Below are 20,118 nucleotides of genomic sequence, written 5' to 3' on the forward strand. Positions count from 1 at the left end.
TCCTGCGCTCCTATACTGATTAGCAAACAGCATCAAAGTCCTACCCTTCTTATCCACCGCGAGAACACCATGACTGTCATAAAGCAAGAAGACCTGATCGAATCCGTCGCCGCAGCGTTGCAGTACATTAGCTACTACCACCCTGCTGATTACATCGAGCACCTGGCGCGCGCCTACGCGGCCGAGCAAAGCCCGGCGGCAAAAGATGCGATCGCGCAAATCCTGACCAACTCGCGCATGTGCGCGGAAGGCAAGCGTCCTATTTGCCAGGACACAGGTATCGTCAACGTCTTCCTGAAAATCGGCATGGGCGTGCGCTTCGAAGGCTTCTCCGGCACCGTCACCGACGCCGTCAACGAAGGCGTGCGCCGCGCGTACAACTTCGACGACAACAAGCTGCGCGCCTCCATCGTGGCCGACCCGCATTTCGACCGCAAGAACACCAAGGACAACACGCCAGCCGTCGTGCACATGGAACTGGTCGAAGGCAATACCGTCGACGTGAAAGTGGCTGCCAAGGGCGGCGGCTCGGAAAACAAATCCAAGATGATCATGATGAACCCGTCCGACTCGCTGGTGGACTGGGTCATGAAGACCGTGCCGACCATGGGCGCCGGCTGGTGCCCGCCTGGCATGCTGGGCATCGGCATCGGCGGCACGGCCGAAAAAGCCATGCTGATGGCAAAAGAAGTGTTGATGGAAGACATCGACATGTTTGAGCTGAAACAACGCGGCCCACAGAACAAGCTGGAAGAACTGCGTATCGAGCTGTGCGACAAGATCAACTCGCTGGGCATCGGCGCGCAGGGCCTGGGCGGCTTGACGACCGTGCTCGACGTGAAAATCATGATGCACCCGACGCACGCCGCGTCGAAGCCCGTCGCCATGATCCCGAACTGCGCCGCCACGCGCCACGGCCACTTCGTGCTGGACGGCTCGGGTCCTGCCTACATGACGCCGCCATCGCTGTCGTCGTGGCCGGAAGTGCACTGGACGCCGGACACGGAAAAGTCCAAGCGCGTCGACCTGAACACCCTGACGAAAGAAGAAGTCGCTTCGTGGACGCCGGGCCAGACCTTGCTGCTGAACGGCAAGATGCTGACGGGCCGCGACGCCGCGCACAAGCGCATCCAGGACATGCTGGCCAAGGGCGAAGAATTGCCGGTCGACTTCAAGAACCGCGTGATCTACTACGTCGGCCCGGTCGACCCGGTACGCGACGAAGCCGTCGGCCCGGCCGGTCCGACGACCGCCACGCGCATGGACAAATTCACCGACATGATGCTGGAAAAAACGGGCCTGATCGCCATGATCGGCAAGGCCGAGCGTGGCCCCATCGCCATCGAATCGATCCAGAAGCACCAGTCGGCCTATCTGATGGCCGTGGGCGGCGCCGCCTACCTGGTGTCGAAAGCCATCAAGCACGCCAAGGTGCTGGGCTTTGCCGACATGGGCATGGAAGCGATCTACGAATTCGACGTGGTCGACATGCCGGTCACGGTGGCCGTGGACGCGAAAGGCACCTCGGTACACAACACGGGGCCGAAGGAATGGCAGGCGAAGATCGAGCAACTCAATAGCGTGAGCAAGATTCCCGTGACGGTTGCTTAAACAAGCTCTACCATTAACGCCGCGCAGCAATCAGCGCGGCGTTTTTTTATCTACTCCGGTTTCCCATGACTTCTATTGCAAGCAATGCCCACCCTGACGCGCCCATCGGCATTTTTGACTCCGGCGTGGGCGGCCTGTCGGTGCTGCGCCATATCCGCGCGCAGCTGCCGCAGGAAGACCTGATTTACTTTGCCGATTCCGGCCATGCGCCGTATGGCGACAAGACGGAGCAGCAAGTGATCGACCGTTCACTGGCAGTGGCCAGCTACCTGCTGCTGCAGGGCGCGAAAGCACTGGTCGTCGCCTGCAACACGGCCACTATTGCCGCCATCAAGGCGCTGCGCGCGCGCTACCCGGACCTGCCCATCGTCGGCGTCGAACCTGGCCTGAAACCGGCAGCCGCCATCAGCCGCAACGGCAAGATCGGCGTGCTGGCCACCGAGCGCACCTTGCGCGGCGACAAGCTGCTGGCCTTGCGCGAACAGGTGAGCAACGCGACGGGCGCCACGTTCATCTTGCAGCCCTGCGTCGGCCTGGTCGAACGCATCGAACAGTCCGCGATGGGCAGCGACCCGCTCGACGCCACCAGCGCCATGCTCGACCGCTATATCGCGCCCCTGTTGGCGCAAGGCGTCGATACCCTCGTGCTCGGCTGCACCCATTACCCTTTCGTGCAGGACGCCATCGCACGTACGGTACGCGCACATACGCAAGAACAGATTACCCTGGTCGACACCGGGGAAGCCGTGGCGCGCCAGCTGGCCCGCTTGCTCGACGCTGCCAACCTGCGCCGTACCAGCAACGACGCGCCACAGCTGCAGGGCTACACGACGGCCAAGGTCGAAGCCCTGGCGCAAGCCTTCGCCGGTTTGCTGGACTTGCAACCGCCCGTCGAACACCTGTCCGTATGAGGGAAAACAGACGTTTTCATGCAATCTTTCGATTCTTTAAAAAAGACTGCATTTAGATTTGCCACTTTGCCGAGTTCTTTGTATAATTCGGCACCTGTTCAGCAAAACAGCTAAACAGGTAAGTAAGACAGTGGTGGCTGTAGCTCAGTTGGTAGAGTCCAGGATTGTGATTCCTGTTGTCGTGGGTTCGAGCCCCATCAGCCACCCCACAGAATAAAGAAGAGCCCGGTTTTCGAACCGGGCTTTTTCTATTCCAGCGCCGCTTTTATTTCTTCAGCGATACCCGCCCCGGTATCGCTTCCTGTAAAAAATTCATTAGTGCAAATTTGACCATCGCCCTACTCTGGGGTGCGGCCTGGACCGCCCCATAAAAACAGTACGGAGACAACGATGAAGCAAATCCTGGCAGCACTGTGCCTGATGTTCTGCGCCCATGCGCAAGCGATCAACCTGACGGGCGTGCCCAACGCGCACGACCCCGGCACTCTCACGCGCGACGGCGACACGTATTTCAATTTCACGACGGGCGACGGCATCTGGTATTCCACCTCGACGGACCTGCTGAAATGGTCAGCCGGCCCCGCGCCCGTGTTCAGTACGCCGCCGGCCTGGATCGCCAATAAAATCCCCAACTTCAGCGGCTCGTACTGGGCGCCGGACGTGATCCACATGAACGGCTACTATTATCTGTATTACTCGGTCTCCACCTTCGGCACGTCCGTGTCGGCCATCGGCGTGGCCCGTTCCGCCTCGCTGAAAAATCCCAGCTGGACGGACTTGGGCATCGTCGTGCAATCGTATGGGGGCGGCGCGGAAATCAATGCCATCGACCCGGCCCTGTTCCGCGATTATGACGGCAAGGTCTACATGTCGTATGGCTCGTTTTTCGGCGGCATCGGCGTGACGGAAATCAACCAGACCACGGGCAAGACGAGCGGCAACGTGACGACCATCCTCGGTGGCGGCGGCAAGGATATCGAAGCGCCCTACATCACGCGCGATGGCGAGTATTACTATCTGTTCGCCAACCGCGGCAAATGCTGCCAGGGCGCCGCCAGCACGTATTACGTGGAAGTGCAGCGCGCCAGCAGCGTGACGGGGCCGTACAGCGGCACGCGCACGGTGCTGCCCAACCTCGACGGCAAGTACAAGGGCCCGGGCCATATCGGCGTACTCAAGCAGGATGGCTGCAACTACACGTCGATCCACTACTACGACGTCAACGACAATGGCGCGGCCAAGCTCGATATTTTAAAGATGACGTATGAGGGCGGCTGGCCCAGCCTGACGCGCAATTTCTCCATCGCCAGCTGCGGCGGCATCTCGGATGGTCCCACGGTACTGCGCTCGCGCCTGAGCGGCAAGGCGCTGGCCGTGGCGGGCGCCGGCACGGCGAATGGCGCACTGGTGCAGCAGCAAACGTATACGGGAGCAAAACACCAGCAATGGTATGTGGTGGGACACGGCGATGGCTACTACAGCCTGATCAATGCGAACAGCCTGCTGGGTCTGGACGACTACAACAACTCGACCACGGCCGGCACGAATATCGCGCAATGGAGCTACTGGGGCGGACTGGGCCAGCAATGGCGCTTCGCCAGCCCCGCTGCCGGCTACCAGACGATCAGCAACCGCTACAGCAACCTGACCCTGGACGTCTTAAATCTGAGCACGGCGGAAAACGCGCAGATCATCCAGTGGAATCTGACCAATGCAAACAATCAGCAGTGGTCGCTGAGCCGGCCGTAGGTCAGCGAACTACCCCGCCAGCACCGACTGCACCGTCGTCGCCAGGTCTTCCAGGCGCACGGGTTTGACGAGGAAGTGGCGGAAGCCGACGGCCAGCGCGTCGTCCATGTACATGGGCAGGCTGTGGCCGGTGACGGCGATCAGCACGGCGTTGGCCGTCTCGGGATTGTGGTGCAGGCGGCGGCCGATTTCGATGCCGCTGATGCCGGGCATTTCGATGTCGAGGTAGACGGCGTCGGGCACGCACAGCTTGACTTGCTCGACGGCCATCTGCCAGTTGCGTACTACCACCGCATGGTGGCCCAGCGCTTCGAGCAGCATGGCCAGCGATTCGCCCACTTCCTGGTTGTCGTCGACCACAAGCAGATTCAATTTGCGCGCAGCACTTGCCGGCTGGTCGCCCTGGCGGCGCTCCACGGAGGAAATGCCTGGTGTCGTTTCAGTTGTCTGGCTCATTGTACGTTCACGTCTGACGGCTGCAAAAGCGGGAGTATACAAGAAGCGCCCGCAATGCCTCCGCACCCGAGCAATGGTGCCAAGCGGCAATCCAAACCGCCCACCGTACCGCGCCAGCAACACTTCCCCATCACACAGGCAGGCATATAGCCACTACGCAACATTCGCAATTGACGGATAAAATGAGAATCATTATCATTCTTATCCCCTTGCGCCGGATGTCCACGCCACGATGTTGTCGCGCCGCCCGATTGCCCGCGCAAACATTGTCACTACGGAGATCCATGCATGGCCGCCACATTTTCCACACTGCCCTTTTCGCTGCGCCCGTGCGCGCTGGCCATCGCCCTCGCTTGCCTGAACGCGCCCATCGCCGCGCAGGCACAGCAAGCCAATACGGCCGATAACGCCGGCCCCATCCTGGAATCGATCCAGGTCAGCAGCAACCTGCTGGGCACCAGCATGGCCGCCAGCACGAAGAATTTCGCGGGCGCCCGCACCGTGGTGCAAAAGGACGACATCGAGAACTCGGGCGCAACCAGCCTCAGCGACGTAATGCGCCGCATTCCCGGTGTGCAGATCAGCGACAACTCGGGCAGCGCCGGCAGCGCCATCTCCCTGAATATCGGCGTGCGCGGCCTGGCCGGGCGCTATTCGCCGCGTAGCACAGTCTTGCTGGACGGCATCCCGATGTCGGTGGCGCCGTATGGCCAGCCGCAACTGTCTTTCGCGCCCGTCAGCCTGGCCAATGTCGAGACGGTCGACGTGGTGCGCGGCGGCGGCGCCGTGCGCTTCGGCCCGCAAAACGTGGGCGGCATCATCAACTTCAAGACGCGCCGTGTGCCCACCACGCCAGGCATCACGGGCGACGCCACCGTGCGCTACAACTCGTACAGCGAAGTGGGCCACAACACGCAGGCCAGCGTCTTTGCCGGCACCCAGCTCGACAGCGGCCTGGGACTGGCCGTGCTGTATTCGGGCATTCGCGGCAGCGACTGGCGCGTGGGCAGCGATGAAAAGGTCAACGACTTCGCCCTGAAATTCCGCTACGACCTGAGCCCAAGCGCCGAGGTGTACGGCAAACTGTCCTATTACGACGTGACGTCGCGCACGCCGGGCGGCCTGACCGCCGCGCAATACAAAGCCGACCCGTTCCAGAACACGCGCCCGACCGACTTCTGGAGCGGCGAGCGCAAGGCCTTCGACATCGGCTACCTGAATGCCATGTCGAACACGCAGGAATTCGAGGTGCGCGCCTATTACAACAAGAGCTCGCGCGAAAGTACCCTGATCAATGCGAACCGCACCGGCCTGGGCCGTCAGCCGCGCAACTATGAAACGACGGCCATCGAGCCGCGCTACACGCAGCGCTTTACGACCGGCAAGGTATCGCAGGACGTCACCGTCGGCTACCGCTACCTGGCCGAGCGGGCTGACGAAAGCATCTACAACGTCGTCATCGCCACCGGCGTGCAACAAAAGCCGACGCGCTTCGCCGACAACTCGACCGATGCGCAAGCCGTGTATATCGACGACAAGATCGCCATCGACGCGTGGCGCATCACGCCGGGCGTGCGCTACGAGCACATCAAGACGGAACGCTTCAACCACTTGCCGACTGACCAGAAGATCGATCTGCTCAATAACAAGGCCCTGCCCTCGCTGAACGTGGCCTACTTGCTCAACAACAACGTGACCCTGTTCGGCAACTACAACAGCTCGTTTGGCGCCGTGCAAAATACGCAGCTCAATGCGCAATCGAACAAGAACCCGTTGCAGCCGGAGCTGGCGAAAACGGCCGAGCTGGGCGCGCGCTGGAAGAGCGGCCAGCTGTCGGCCGAAGCAACCTTGTTCAACATCAAGTTCGACAACCAGATCCAGTCCATCGGCAGCGGCGAGAACGTCGTCTTCTACAACGTGGGCGCCACGCACCACCGGGGCCTGGAATCGGCCGTCGACTACCACTTCGACAAGTCCGGCCCGCTGGCTGGCTTGAATGCCTACGCCACCTACACCTATACCAAGGCTACCCTGCAGGATGGCGTGAACGCGGGCAACGACGTGCCCTTCTATTCGCGTACCACGGACACCATCGGCGCCCACTACCAGCTGGGCGCCTGGGGCTTCGACCTGTCGAGCAGCCACCAGAGCCGCCAGTTCGCCGACGAAGCCAACACCGTGGCGGAAAACGCGGCCGGCAGCGTGGGCGTGATTCCCGGCTTCCGTACCTGGAACACGCAAGTGAAATGGAAAGTACCGGGCCAGAGTGGCCTGGAGCTGGTTGCCGGCGTCAACAACCTCGCCGACAAGCGCTACTTCACGCGCACCTCGGACGGCAATCTGGGCAAGCTGGTGGGCGCGCCGCGCATGGTTTACCTGCAAGGCCGCCTGACCTTCTGATGCCCGTGCGCAGCTGAGCCCGTCGCAGCGCAGCAGACGTACAAATGCCGCCCGGCCACATGGCCCGGCGGCATTTTTCATGAAAAAAATGGGTGCATTACATCAAGGAATGTTGCCCAAAAGAATTAAACTAGCGCTACAATAGCGGGGTATCAAGCAATGCCAAGCATCGCTCCGCCAGGGCCCCTACCCCGCCCTGATCATCAGCACGCATTTATTGAACAGGAAGGCTGGCACCGCCGGGCCCGATCGCGCTCCCGGCACGGCCACCACACACGCACCATGTCCGCAGAAAAAACCATTACCGAAACAAGTTCCTACGGCAAGGAAACGCCCGTGGGACGTCCCGACATCGATGGCCGCGCCGGTATTTTCGTGCCCACGGCGGAATTCGACATCAGCAACAACACCACCATCCGCAAGGGCGCGGGCATTGTCGGCTTCGGCAATCTCGACGGCACGCTGACCGTGTATTTCGAAGCGAACCGCTTCGACGAAAGCAATCTGCACAAGTGGGAACACAAGGCGCGCAAGGCATATGACCGCATGGTCATGGGCGCGCCCACGGTGTCGAAAGCAAAAATCGATGCGCGCATGCTGGAACAGGTGGGCATCATCGATGGCATGGGCATCAATCTCAAGCACCCGGAACGCCTGACGCACTGGCTGACGATTTCGAACGTGCCGGACACGGCGCCGGAAGAGCCGGTAGTGCGCTGGAAAAACCGCTAAGCGGCTGGAAAGCGAGGCGGGGCGCTAGGCGCGAGGTGTTGTCCTACATCGTGGCGGACATTCATCCGATGCCCAAAGGCATCAACTCATCCTATGATGAAAGCCTGACAACACACCTCATTCCACTCAGGAGTACGACATGTCCCGCCTCATCCCGATCAGCTTTGGCGCCTTGCAAATAGGTCTGGCAGCGGCGGCGATGTACATCCTGTGCTCGGCGGACGTGCTGCACCAGACGGCCGTGTATTTCCACTAATAAAATGAAAAAGCCGGGCAAGCAATGCTTGTCCGGCTTTGTCCTGCCTACGACCGCAATAGACTAGCGGCGGCCGTGGTAGCGGCCATGCCCGCCCCAGCCGCCGCGGTGTCCACCGTAGCGCCCAAAGCCAAACATGAAGTCCAGCCCGATTGTCACGGGCGGATTGTAATAATACGGTTGCGGTGCGTACACGGGCGCCGGCACATACACGGGCTGCTGAACGTAGACAGGCTGTTGCTGCACATACACGGGCTCATTCGTATATTCCACGCGCGGCGCGCTCATCACGCGGCCCGACTGCACCGGCTCGGACGAGACCGTATGCCATTCATAGGGATTGTAGGCCCCCTGCGGCGCGCGCGAACCGTAATACGCAGGACCGGGGGGCGCCACGGCGCAGCCACCCAAGGCGGCCAGCGAAATTACTGCCAACAGGGTTTTCATCGCAATTCTCCTAATGTGTACTACTTAATTAAGCACTATAAGAAATTACGCGGAGCTTTGCTGCGCTTTTACCGATTGTTACACCCCGACGCACGCCGCAACATGAAATGTGGCAATCGCGCCACAAGCGGCCTACATCGCATGTTTCCTCAAATAAATGGAATCGCGCACGTGTCGATGGCCTTGCCGGCCGCATCGTAGCGCTGCACGCACACCTGGTAGCGCACGCCATAGTCGAGCTCGACCTGCTCGACCTTGCCATACTTCAATTTCCAGCTGGGCTGTACCTGTTGCCGCCCTTCCAGCGCGGCCACATTCTGGGGAATCGCCATCGCCGTTTGCGTCTCGCCCTGGCGCGCATCCTGGCGCCGCGCCACGTCGATCGATACATTCACGGCCAGGCCGACGCCGCCGTCCGCATAGCTGAGCGTGGGCGCGCCGCGCTGCGCCCGCATCACGCCCCAGGCGCAAGGCTTGCCGCCGGCCTCGCATTGCTTCAGCTGCGCCAGCGGGAAATACTCAGGAGCAATCTTGCCATTCTTGATGGGCCAGCTCGTGCGCACGCCGTCGCGCTTGCCCGTCAGGGGATTGTCCCAGCTCAGGCTATTGACGACGGCCACGGTCTGCCCCGCCTGCAAGCCCACGGGCGTGCCCAGCGATGCGCAGGCGGAAAGCAGCAAACCGGCGGCGGCCAGGGAGGAAAGTGTCAGGATGCGCTGCATGATAGGCCTCTTGTGGTGGGAGATCCCGAAGATATGTTTCGAGGGTAACAGAATCGGCGGCAACAGTGCCGTTGGCTGACGCACATAACAGTACGGGCGGCACCCTTGCAGGCGCCGCCCGTAGCGGATACGGCCATGCCGGGAGCCTGGCTCCCGGCGATACGTGGATCAGTCCAGCTTCCAGGCGTAATCGACCTTGGTCCAGGTTTGCGCCGCGGCGCCATCCTTGGTGCCCGGCTTGAACTTGCATGCGGACAGGGCCTTGATGGCGGCCTTGTCCAGGTTCTTGAAGCCGCTGCTCTTCTCGACTTTCGAATCGGCAACGCTACCATCGGCATTGACCAGGAAGGACATCGACACGGTGCCCTGCTCTTCGTTCATCAGCGAGGCTTTCGGATAGTCGGCCTTGCAGTTCTTGGCATCGAACGACGCCGGCACCTCGGCCGCGAAGGCGGCGGAAGAAACGGACACCAGCAAGGCTGCTGCAACACTCATCAAACGCTTATTCTCAAACATGTGCTTCCCCATGATTATTATCAAATACGGTAGTTACCATTTCCTGTGCGCTGTTGGCCGCGCTTAAAACTCTTCCCACTCGTCATTGCTGCCCGCGCCTGCCGCCTTGCGTGGCGCTGGAGCCACGGGAGCGGCCGCTTCCGTCTTGCGCGTCAGCGACTTCACCGGGCGCAATGCCGGTGCCGGCTTGCGCACGGCCATTGGTGCGGCGGCCACGGGGGCCGGCACATACGCTGCCGGTTTCTCTTCGCCTTCGACCAGTTTGAAGATGCTGACCACGTGGGCCAGTTCGGCCGCCTGGTCCTGCAAGCTTTGCGCCGCGGCGGCTGCCTGCTCCACCAGGGCCGCATTTTGCTGCGTCATGCCATCCATCTCGATGATCGACAAGTTGACCTGTTCGATGCCGGCGCTTTGTTCCTGGCTGGCACTGGCGATCTCGCTCATGATGTCGGTCACGCGGCGCACGCTGTCGACCACTTCACCCATCGTTACGCCAGCCTGGCCGACCAGACGCGTACCGCGTTCCGTCTTCTCGGCCGAATCGTCGATGAGGATCTTGATTTCCTTCGCGGCGCCGGCGGAACGCTGGGCCAGGTTGCGCACTTCCGACGCCACCACGGCAAAACCGCGGCCTTGCTCGCCGGCACGTGCCGCTTCCACGGCAGCATTCAGCGCCAGGATATTGGTCTGGAAGGCGATGCCATCGATCACGCCGATGATGTCGACAATCTTCTTCGCCGACTCGTTGATCGAGCTCATGGTGTCAACCACTTGCGACACCACGGAACCGCCCTTGATGGCGACATCCGAAGCGGTGGCGGCCAGCTTGTTGGCTTCGCGCGCATTGTCCGCATTCTGTTTCACGGTCGAGGTCAACTCTTCCATGGCCGACGCCGTTTTTTCCAGCGCGCTGGCTTGCATTTCCGTGCGCGACGACAGATCGATATTGCCATCGGCAATTTCACGCGAGGCCGTGCCGATGGTTTCCGTACCGACGCGCACCTGGCCGACGATGCCCACCAGGCTGTTGCGCATCTCCTTCATTTCCGCCAGCAGGCTGGACGTATCGGAAGGCTGCGTGTGGATGCCGATCGACAGGTCGCCATTGGCGATGCTGCCGGCAATCGATGCCGTGTAGTCAGGTTCGCCGCCCAGTTGTTTCAGCAGGCCGCGGGTAATCACCAGTGCTGCCGCCACGCCCATCGCCACGGCCAGTACGCCGAGAATGATCATGAACAGGCGCGCGCTGTCGAAGGCCTTGCGGGCATCCGATTGCATCTGCTCGTTGAGCTTGTCTTCCAGCACGGCCAGCTGCTCCAGCGCTTCCATCCATTTTTTCTGTACCGGACGGATTTCCTTGATCATCACGCGCGTGGCGCCTTCCGCATCGTTGGCCATCCACAATGCGGATGCCTTGGCGATGGCCGGCATGGCGGCCGCTTCGTATTCCTTGATCGAGGTCAGCAGGGCTTTTTCTTCAGGAGTGGACTCGACGGCGAATTTCTCTTCGAGCTTCTTCTGCGTTTCCTGATAGGTGCTCGTCTGCGTCTTGATACGCGCCATCTCCGGCTCCATATCGCCCGCGTCGGTCATCAGGGTCAGGATGCGCAGCGAGGTGATGCGGTCGCTGACGTTGCCACGCATGTCGATCACGAGGCGGGTGACGACGTTGTTGACATTGATCACGTGATCGAGACGCTCCTGGATTTGCGCCATGCGCGCGATGCCGAGGACGGTCACGGCCACCAGCAGAACCAGTACCAGGGCGAAACCCAGGCCCAGGCGGGTACCAACCTTCATTTTTGCTAAATTCATTTCGGCTCTTCGTAAATGAAACTATTGATAAGGATTTTTGCCCGGCACGACAAGACGAAGGCTGCGCAACACCGGTGTCCGCCCTTACCCATTGGTATGCTGGCGGTATCCGGCCGCACGCAGCCCGGGGTACTTCCTGGTCTTTCAGCAGCCCTGGAAACGCCAGTGACTGCGAATGCAAACTTGCTCCGCACGCTGAATTTTTGACACCGTTGATGTGAGATCAACATCAAACATTCATATGAGAAATATTTGTCTATAATCAATTATAGGTGTAAATTTTGCCTCAAAGCAAGCAATATGTACCCGAATAAATGGCTGATTAACTTTCTTCGGGGAAATGGCAACAACGCCGTTTCTTGCCTCTTAGAAATGCCCCACGACAGTGCGGGCATGCGCCGAAACAGCGCATTTACAACACATGGCGTAGCCATATTGCATCGTTTTGGGAGAGGTACTCAGAGGAAGGGGAAGTGCGGACAATACCAGTGCGCAGCGGCACCGGTATAGACAAGTTGGCTCAGCTGTCCCAGCTGCAATGCATCACATAGGTGTGGCACTCTGTGCCGAAGACAAAGACGCTCCAGATGGCGCCCAATTGGCTGGCCAGGCTGCGCTGGCCAGACGATACCAGTTGATACCAGCGGGGTTCGCTGCCCAGCAGTTCGGCCAATTCGCGCTCGAAACCGTCATATAAACGTGCGTCGAGCGGCTGGCGGTCCGCCTCGCTCGTCGGATGGAGGCGCTCGAGCAGCCACTGGCGCGGCGTGCACAAGACGCCGCTGCACACGACCGTTTCGAGCGGCTGCAGGCGCAAGCCGTCGGGCGTCACATCCAGCGCGCGGCACAAGGCATCGAACGATGCCTGCGGCGCGGCGGGTCCCAGATACGTGCAGAGCAAGTCGCTGCCGTCATCCTTGAGCGCGCTGACGGCTTGCAGGTAGCCGTCGATGTGGCGCGCATGGCCGTGGAAATCGCCCATTACGCAGGCAGCGACAAGCGCGCCGCCGCTTCCAGCAGCAACTGCGGGTCGCCCGAGGCCAGCTTCTTGGAATCGGACAGGGTCTGACGGAAGCCGCGCGCGCCGGGCAGGTTTTGCATCAGGCCCAGCATGTGGCGCGTGACGCTGTTCAGTTTTAATCTCCCCGCTTCTTTTTCCAGCTGTGCGCTGATATACGGAATCATCGCTTCGAGCACTTGTTCGCGCGTTCTGACAGGCGACTCGTCGCCGTAATAGCGCTGGTCGAACTGCGCCATCACGTACGGATTGTGATACGCCTCGCGGCCCAGCATCACGCCGTCCAGGTGCTGCAAGTGCAGGTCGATTTCATCGAGCGTCTTGATGCCGCCATTGATGATGAATTCGAACTGGGGAAAGTCGCGCTTCAGGCGGTAGGCATAATCGTATTTCAGGGGCGGCACTTCGCGGTTTTCCTTCGGGCTCAGGCCTTTCAGGATGGCATTGCGCGCATGCACGATAAACGTCTTGCAGCCGGCGTCGGCCACGGTGCCGACGAAGTCGCGCACGAAGTCGTACGACTCGCTGTCATCGATGCCGATGCGGTGCTTCACCGTGACGTCAATGTCGACCACGTCGCGCATGGCTTTCACGCAGTCGGCCACCAGTTGCGGTTCGGCCATCAGGCAGGCGCCGAATGCGCCCTTTTGCACGCGCTCGGACGGACAGCCGCAGTTCAGGTTGACCTCGTCGTAACCCCATTGCTGGCCCAGTTTGGCGCTCGTGGCCAGGTCCCTCGGATCGCTGCCGCCCAGCTGCAGCGCCACAGGATGTTCCTCCTCATTGAAGCGCAAATGGCGCTCCACGTCGCCATAGACCAGCGCGCCGGTCGTCACCATCTCGGTGTACAGCCAGGTGTGGCGCGTGATTTCGCGGTGGAACTTGCGGCAATGGCGGTCGGTCCAGTCCATCATGGGGGCGACAGACAGGCGGCGGGAAGGCAAAGAAGAGGAAGTCATGGTGTCTACAAAAAACAGGAGCTGCAAATGACAAACCCGCTGCGCGCCTCACCGGTGAAGGAAAGGCGGAGCAACGGGCTTGAGCGCGGCATGGCCCGCAGGCCATGCTCTACAACAGATTACGAATCACGCGACGCTTTTTTACGCTCGTGCTCTTTCAGGAAGCGCTTGCGCAGACGGATCGATTTAGGCGTGATTTCCACCAGTTCGTCGTCCTCGATGAATTCGACTGCGTATTCCAGCGACATCTGAATTGGTGGTACCAGGCGCACCGCTTCGTCGGTACCCGACGAACGCACGTTGGTCAGCTGCTTGCCCTTGATCGGGTTGACGACCAGGTCGTTGTCGCGCGAGTGGATACCGATGACCATGCCTTCGTAGACTGGGTCATTGTGCGACACGAACATGCGGCCGCGGTCTTGCAGTTTCCAGATAGCGTAGGCAACAGCAGCGCCGTCATCTTGCGAGATCAGCACGCCGTTACGACGGCCGGCCATTTCGCCACGGGTGTTGTCGACTGGCGCGTATTCATGGAATACATGGCTCATCAAACCGGTGCCGCGGGTCAGGGTCATGAATTCGCCCTGGAAGCCGATCAGGCCACGCGCCGGGATCAGGTACTCGAGGCGCACGCGGCCCTTGCCATCCGATTCCATGTTTTGCAGGTCGCCACGACGACGGCCCAGTTCTTCCATGACGCCGCCCTGGTTGACTTCTTCAACGTCAACGGACAGGTTTTCAAACGGCTCGTGGCGCACGCCATCGACCATTTTGAAGACCACGCGTGGACGCGATACGGCCAGCTCGAAGCCTTCGCGGCGCATGTTTTCGATCAGAATCGTCAGGTGCAGCTCGCCGCGGCCCGATACTTCGAAGATCGTGTCGTCGTCGGTTGGTGCCACGCGCAGAGCAACGTTGGCTTTCAATTCTTTTTCCAGACGGTCACGCAGTTGACGCGAGGTAACGAACTTGCCTTCGCGGCCAGCCAGTGGCGAGTTGTTGACCATGAAGTTCATGGTCAGGGTCGGCTCGTCGACGGTCAGCATCGGCAGCGCTTCAGGCGTGTCCAGTGCGCACAGGGTCGAACCGATGCCGATTTCGTCGATACCGTTGATCAGGCAGATGTCGCCGGCGACGGCTTCGTCAACCAGCACGCGCTCCAGGCCCTTGAAGTTCAGCACCTGGTTGATGCGGCCTTTGATCGGGGTCGCGCCTGGGCCATTGATGACCAGCACGTCCTGGCCGACTTTGACGGTACCGCGGTTGACGCGGCCAATGCCGATCTTGCCGACGTACGACGAGTAGTCCAGCGAGGTGATCTGCATTTGCAGCGGGCCTTCAGGATTGTCGTCGCGTACTGGAACGTGTTCCAGGATAGCATCGAACATCGGCTTCATGTCGCCGCCGCGCACGTCTTCGGTCAGACCGGCATAGCCGTTCAGGCCCGAAGCGTAAATGATAGGGAAATCCAGTTGTTCGTCGGTAGCGCCCAGCTTGTCGAACAGTTCGAACGTCTGGTTGATGGCCCAGTCCGGACGTGCGCCTGGACGGTCGATCTTGTTGACGATAACGATAGGCTTCAGACCCAGTGCCAGCGCTTTACGCGTGACGAAACGGGTTTGCGGCATCGGGCCTTCCTGTGCATCGATCAGCAGCAGAACCGAGTCCACCATCGACAGAACACGTTCCACTTCGCCGCCGAAGTCGGCGTGGCCTGGGGTGTCGACGATGTTGATGTGGGTGCCTTCGTACTCAACGGCGCAGTTCTTCGACAGAATCGTAATGCCGCGCTCCTTTTCCAGGTCGTTCGAGTCCATGACTCGGGTGTCGACCGCTTGGTTTTCACGGAAGGTGCCGGACTGGCGCAGCAGCTGATCCACCAGCGTGGTTTTGCCGTGGTCAACGTGGGCGATAATGGCGATATTACGAATTGCGCGTTTTGTATTTGACATGGTCGTAGTAGTTACTGAAAAACTGCGGAGTGCGTACAAGGTGTACGAGATACCCGAATGCTAATCTATTTCCGGAACCGCGTAGTATAGCATGTTGCGTTGCAACGCTATCTAAAAATGCTGGCGGCTCTTGCAGTCGGGGACGATTTGTTTAAAAAAGCGACACTGGTTGAAGAGTGTCGCTGGGTAATGTGACGTTGCTGTGACTTATTGGTGCGCCGTGGCAATGAGACGTTCCGGCGCCAGGATGCTGTATTCCTGCAACTGGCCCGTGCCCAGCAGTTTGCTGTCGTGATACACGCGCACCCTGCCCGGCTCGGCTGGCACGACGACGTCTTCCTTGCCCAGCGCGATGCGCTGGCCATGCAGGAAGCGCTTGGCCAATTCTTCCGTCAGCTGGACGGCAGGGAAACTCGACAGCAAGGCATCGACGGGAGCCAGCAAGCTCAGCGGCGCGGCATGCGCCGTCAACTCATCCAGGGTAACGACGCCGTCAAGCGTCAGGTTGCCCACGTGCGTGCGGCGCAAGGCGTTCAGATGGCCGCCGCAACCGAGGGCATGGCCGATGTCTTCGCCCAGCACGCGGATATACGTGCCCTTGCTGCACATCACGGACAATTTCAGGAACGGGGCTTCATAGCCGAGGAACTCGAGCTTGTGGATGGTCACCGGGCGCGCTTCGCGCTCCAGGGTGATGCCTGCCCTTGCATACTCATATAAGGGCTTGCCGTCCCTTTTCAAGGCCGAGTACATGGGCGGCGTCTGCAAAATCGGCCCGCGGAACTGCGCCAGCACAGCTTCGATCTGCTCTTCGGTGACGTTGACGTCGCGCGTTTCCAGCACGTCGCCTTCCGTATCGCCCGTATCCGTCGTCTGCCCCAGGTGCACCAGGGTTTCGTAGGTTTTGTCGGCTTCCAGCAAGTCCTGCGAGAACTTGGTCGCCTCGCCAAAGCACAGCGGCAACAAGCCCGTGGCGAACGGATCCAGGGTGCCCGTATGGCCCGCCTTTTTCGCGTTCAAGACGCGCTTGGCCTTGATCAGGGCGTCATTGCTGGACCAGCCGACAGGCTTATCCAACAGCAAGACGCCATCGACCAGGTCGCGCACCCGCTTGATGCCGGGCGGTTTCTTCGGACCCGCCACTGTTATTGCTCGTCCGCTTCTGGTTTAGCATCCGGCTCGGCGTCGGCCGCGCGCGTGGCGTTGGCCTTGTCGATCAGCAGCGACATTTCCATGCCGCGCGAGGTCGAGCTGTCGTGCACGAAATGCAGCATCGGCAGGGTGTGGATGTGCAGGCGCTTGCCTAGCAAGCCACGGATGAAGCCGGATGCGGCCATCAGGCCTTCGGTGGTGTTCTTGATGGCTTCCTTGCTGTCTTTCAACATCGTGAAAAACACCTTGGCGTGCGCGTAATCGGGCGTGATCTGCACTTCGGTGATGGTGATCATCGTGCCGACGCGCGGATCCTTCAATTCGTAGGCGACGATTTCAGCCAGATCGCGCTGGATCTGGTCAGCCACGCGCAAGCCGCGCGCTGGCATGGTTTTGCTATGTTTAGCCATGATTTTATGCTGTCCTAAGTGCCGCAGGGCGCATGGGTCAAACGGTTGCCCGTTGACCAATGCGCCCCACGTGTTTGCGCGGACATCACTATGTCCGCGCCATTACTTCTGTGATTACAGGGTACGAGCGATTTCCTGGACTTCGAAGACTTCCAGCGTGTCGCCAACCTGAATGTCGTTGTAGTTCTTCAGCGACAGGCCGCACTCCAGACCGGCGCGAACTTCTTTCGCATCGTCCTTGAAGCGTTTCAGGGAGTCGATCTCGCCGCTCCAGACCACGATGTTGTTGCGCAACAGGCGGACGGAAGAAGCACGCTTGACCACGCCATCGGTGACCAGGCAACCGGCAATCGCGCCCACTTTCGAGACCAGGATAACCTGGCGGATCTCGACTTGGCCGATAACGGTTTCGCGTTTCTCTGGTGCCAACATGCCCGACAACGCCGATTTGATCTCGTCGATCGCATCGTAAATGATGTTGTAGTAGCGAATGTCCACGCCATTCGACTCGGCCAGCTTGCGTGCCTGGGCATCAGCACGGGCGTTAAAGCCGATGATGACCGCTTTCGAGGCGACTGCCAGGTTGACGTCCGATTCCGTGATGCCACCGACGGCTGCGTGAACCACTTGTACGCGCACTTCGGAGGTCGACAGTTTCTGCAACGAGCCGACCAGCGCTTCTTGCGAACCTTGCACGTCGGTTTTGATGATCAATGGCAAGTTTTTCACTTCGCCTTCGGCCATCTGGTCGAACATGTTTTCCAGTTTCGCAGCTTGCTGTTTCGCCAGTTTCACGTCGCGGAACTTACCTTGACGGAACAGACCGATTTCACGCGCTTTGCGCTCGTCAGCCATGACGACGACTTCTTCACCGGCAACCGGCACTTCCGTCAGACCCTGGATTTCGACCGGAATCGAAGGACCCGCTTCAGCGATCGACTTGCCGTTCTCGTCCAGCATGGCGCGAACACGGCCATACGAAGAGCCAGCCAGAATCACGTCGCCGCGCTTCAGGGTACCGGACTGCACCAGGATCGTCGCGACAGGACCACGGCCCTTGTCCAGACGTGCCTCGACGACCAGGCCGCGCGCAGGCGCATCGACCGGTGCCGTCAGTTCCAGCACTTCGGCTTGCAACAGTACTTGTTCCAGCAGGTCGTCGATACCTTGACCCGTTTTCGCCGACACCGGCACGAATGGCGATTCGCCACCGTATTCTTCCGGCACGACTTGCTCTGCGACCAGTTCCTGCGTCACGCGGTCCACGTTGCCGCCTGGTTTGTCGACCTTGTTGATCGCCACCACCAGCGGTACGCCGGCTGCTTTCGCATGGGCAATCGCTTCTTTCGTTTGCGGCATCACGCCATCGTCGGCGGCAACCACCAGAATGACGATGTCGGTTGCCTTGGCGCCACGGGCACGCATCGCGGTAAACGCTTCGTGGCCCGGGGTGTCGAGGAAGGTGATCATGCCGCGTGGCGTATCGACGTGGTAAGCGCCGATATGCTGCGTAATGCCGCCCGCTTCGCCGGAGGCAACCTTGGCGCGACGGATGTAATCGAGCAGCGAGGTCTTGCCATGGTCGACGTGACCCATGACGGTGACCACCGGTGCGCGTGGCTTGGTTTCGAAGTGCGCGTGTTCGCCCACATCGGCCAGCAGCGCTTCCGGATCGTCCAGTTCGGCGGCGAACGCCTTGTGGCCCATTTCTTCCACCAGAATCATGGCGGTTTCCTGGTCCAGCACCTGGTTGATCGTGCACATCTGGCCCAATTTCATCAAATGCTTGATGACTTCGGAAGCCTTGACGGACATTTTGTGCGCCAGTTCGGCCACGGTGATCGTTTCCGGTACGTGCACGTCCTTGACGACGGCTTCCGTAGGAGCCTGGAAGTTCGATTCACGGTCGTCATGGTGCGTCGGGCGACGGCCCTTCGCGCCACCGCGCCAGCTGTCACGGCCGCCTGGGCCGCTATTGCCGCGTGGCTTCGGACCACCGGTGGTGCCGCGTTTTTTCGCGTCATCGGACCAGGTGGACGACACATTGGCCGACTTGATCGATTTTTTGTCTGCAACAGCAGGCTTCTTGTCGCCCGGCTTGTCGCCAGGTTTCTTGTCAGCAGGCTTGTGCAGGGTGCCTTCCGGCGCCTTCGGCTTGACGGGAACCGGTACGGGTTCCGGTGCCTTGATGGCGCGGCGTGGCGCGTTCATCATGGCCTTGATCTGGGCAACTTCGTCGGCAACGGCCTTGCGTGCACGCTCGGTGGCTTCCGCTTTGTCAGCGGCTTCCTTGGCGGCGACAGCAGCGGCAGCCGCTTTCTTCTTCGCTTCTTCAGCGGCAGCAGCTTTTTTCGCTTCGGCGGCGGCGTCGTCAACGACAGGCGCAGCGGCGCTGGCGGCAGGCGCGGCGGCAGCCTTGGCAGCGGCTTTCTTCGCTTCCGCTTCAGCTTCTTTCTTCGCAGCCAATTCAGCCTGTTGCGTGGCTTTCGCCTGGGCTTCTTTTTCCGCGTCGAGCTTGGCCAGACGTTCTTGCTTTTCGCGCAGATCGGCTTCCTGGCGGGCGATCAGTTCAGCCTGTTTACGGGCTTCTTCTTCACGGCGCGCCACGTCGGCGGGATCGATCACCGGTGCGGCAGGCGCGACCGGTTCTGCCGCGACCGGCGCAGCTTCGTCACGCTGGACGAAAGTGCGTTTCTTGCGCACTTCCACCTGGATGGTGCGCGATTTGCCGGTGGCGTCAGCTTGCTTGATTTCAGTCGTTTCCTTGCGGGTCACGGTGATTTTTTTCTTTTCTGTGTCAGCCGCTGCGCCGTGTGTGCGGCGCAGATGATCCAAAAGCTTGTCCTTATCATCTTTCGACAATGGATCTGACGTCGAACTTTTCTCGACGCCGGCAGAACGCAGCTGCGTCAGCAGCAAATCTGCAGGCATCTTCAGTTCGGTGGCAAATTGGGCTACGTTGTTACTCGCCATTCAGTCCTCTTTTCTATGTGTCGCGGAGATGATAAAGAT

Annotated in this window: 16 protein-coding genes and 1 tRNA gene; 6 read left to right on the forward strand and 11 right to left on the reverse strand. The window is 60.5% G+C overall.

The window, feature by feature from the left end; translation table 11 throughout:
- Positions 1-69: 69 nt before the first annotated feature.
- The 4 genes from JAB6_RS14045 to JAB6_RS14060 all read left to right on the forward strand — a co-directional run bounded on the left by JAB6_RS14045 (position 70) and on the right by JAB6_RS14060 (position 4,271).
- Positions 70-1,611, forward strand: a complete 1,542-nt coding sequence (locus JAB6_RS14045) for a fumarate hydratase (RefSeq protein WP_070303323.1) — start codon at positions 70-72, stop codon at positions 1,609-1,611.
- A 65-nt stretch (positions 1,612-1,676) separates the two neighbouring features.
- The gene (gene murI, locus JAB6_RS14050; RefSeq protein ID WP_070303324.1) at positions 1,677-2,522 is read left to right on the forward strand and encodes a glutamate racemase; all 846 of its coding nucleotides are present in this window, start codon (positions 1,677-1,679) and stop codon (positions 2,520-2,522) included.
- Between the two features lie 133 nt (positions 2,523-2,655).
- A tRNA-His gene (locus JAB6_RS14055) sits at positions 2,656-2,731 on the forward strand.
- Between the two features lie 181 nt (positions 2,732-2,912).
- Positions 2,913-4,271: a family 43 glycosylhydrolase gene (locus JAB6_RS14060; RefSeq protein ID WP_070303325.1), complete on the forward strand. Its 1,359-nt coding sequence runs from the start codon at positions 2,913-2,915 to the stop codon at positions 4,269-4,271.
- A gap of 9 nt (positions 4,272-4,280) precedes the next feature.
- Here JAB6_RS14060 and JAB6_RS14065 read toward each other — a convergent pair whose 3' ends face one another.
- Positions 4,281-4,727 carry a response regulator gene (locus tag JAB6_RS14065; protein WP_081368151.1) on the reverse strand — a complete coding sequence of 149 codons (447 nt, stop codon included), beginning with the start codon at positions 4,725-4,727 and terminating at the stop codon, positions 4,281-4,283.
- A 288-nt stretch (positions 4,728-5,015) separates the two neighbouring features.
- Between JAB6_RS14065 and JAB6_RS14070 the strand changes: the two genes are divergently transcribed.
- Together JAB6_RS14070 and JAB6_RS14075 are read left to right on the forward strand one after the other, a co-directional pair.
- Complete coding sequence (locus JAB6_RS14070; RefSeq protein WP_070303326.1) at positions 5,016-7,127, forward strand: TonB-dependent siderophore receptor; 2,112 nt, start codon at positions 5,016-5,018, stop codon at positions 7,125-7,127.
- Between the two features lie 282 nt (positions 7,128-7,409).
- Positions 7,410-7,859, forward strand: a complete 450-nt coding sequence (locus JAB6_RS14075) for a hypothetical protein (protein ID WP_034760117.1) — start codon at positions 7,410-7,412, stop codon at positions 7,857-7,859.
- A 319-nt stretch (positions 7,860-8,178) separates the two neighbouring features.
- Here the strand turns inward: JAB6_RS14075 and JAB6_RS14080 are convergent, their stop codons facing one another.
- From JAB6_RS14080 to infB, 10 genes are all read right to left on the reverse strand, one after another.
- The gene (locus tag JAB6_RS14080) at positions 8,179-8,562 is read right to left on the reverse strand and encodes a hypothetical protein (RefSeq protein WP_034782540.1); all 384 of its coding nucleotides are present in this window, start codon (positions 8,560-8,562) and stop codon (positions 8,179-8,181) included.
- Between the two features lie 149 nt (positions 8,563-8,711).
- Positions 8,712-9,284, reverse strand: coding sequence for a hypothetical protein (locus JAB6_RS14085; RefSeq protein WP_070303327.1), 573 nt, complete (start codon positions 9,282-9,284; stop codon positions 8,712-8,714).
- 168 nt (positions 9,285-9,452) lie between these two features.
- A complete protein-coding gene (locus tag JAB6_RS14090) occupies positions 9,453-9,800 on the reverse strand; it encodes an energy transducer TonB (RefSeq protein ID WP_034760455.1) in 348 nt (115 codons plus the stop codon).
- Positions 9,801-9,863: 63 nt separating this feature from the next.
- Complete coding sequence (locus JAB6_RS14095; RefSeq protein ID WP_254671619.1) at positions 9,864-11,615, reverse strand: methyl-accepting chemotaxis protein; 1,752 nt, start codon at positions 11,613-11,615, stop codon at positions 9,864-9,866.
- A 520-nt stretch (positions 11,616-12,135) separates the two neighbouring features.
- The gene (locus tag JAB6_RS14100; protein ID WP_070303329.1) at positions 12,136-12,597 is read right to left on the reverse strand and encodes a hypothetical protein; all 462 of its coding nucleotides are present in this window, start codon (positions 12,595-12,597) and stop codon (positions 12,136-12,138) included.
- Entirely contained in the window at positions 12,597-13,592 is a 996-nt protein-coding gene (gene dusA, locus JAB6_RS14105; protein ID WP_070303330.1) for a tRNA dihydrouridine(20/20a) synthase DusA, read from the reverse strand. Before dusA ends, JAB6_RS14100 begins: the two co-directional genes overlap by 1 nt.
- A gap of 119 nt (positions 13,593-13,711) precedes the next feature.
- Positions 13,712-15,544, reverse strand: a complete 1,833-nt coding sequence (gene typA / locus JAB6_RS14110) for a translational GTPase TypA (protein ID WP_034760139.1) — start codon at positions 15,542-15,544, stop codon at positions 13,712-13,714.
- Between the two features lie 207 nt (positions 15,545-15,751).
- Entirely contained in the window at positions 15,752-16,687 is a 936-nt protein-coding gene (gene truB, locus JAB6_RS14115; RefSeq protein ID WP_070303331.1) for a tRNA pseudouridine(55) synthase TruB, read from the reverse strand.
- Positions 16,688-16,689: 2 nt separating this feature from the next.
- Complete coding sequence (gene rbfA, locus JAB6_RS14120; RefSeq protein WP_034760142.1) at positions 16,690-17,106, reverse strand: 30S ribosome-binding factor RbfA; 417 nt, start codon at positions 17,104-17,106, stop codon at positions 16,690-16,692.
- Positions 17,107-17,220: 114 nt separating this feature from the next.
- On the reverse strand, positions 17,221-20,079 hold the full coding sequence (gene infB / locus JAB6_RS14125; protein ID WP_034760145.1) for a translation initiation factor IF-2: 2,859 nt from the start codon (positions 20,077-20,079) through the stop codon (positions 17,221-17,223).
- Between the last annotated feature and the right edge of the window lie 39 nt (positions 20,080-20,118).

It is taken from the genome of Janthinobacterium sp. HH104, assembly GCF_001758715.1.
Taxonomy (GTDB): Bacteria; Pseudomonadota; Gammaproteobacteria; order Burkholderiales; family Burkholderiaceae_D; genus Janthinobacterium; species Janthinobacterium aestuarii.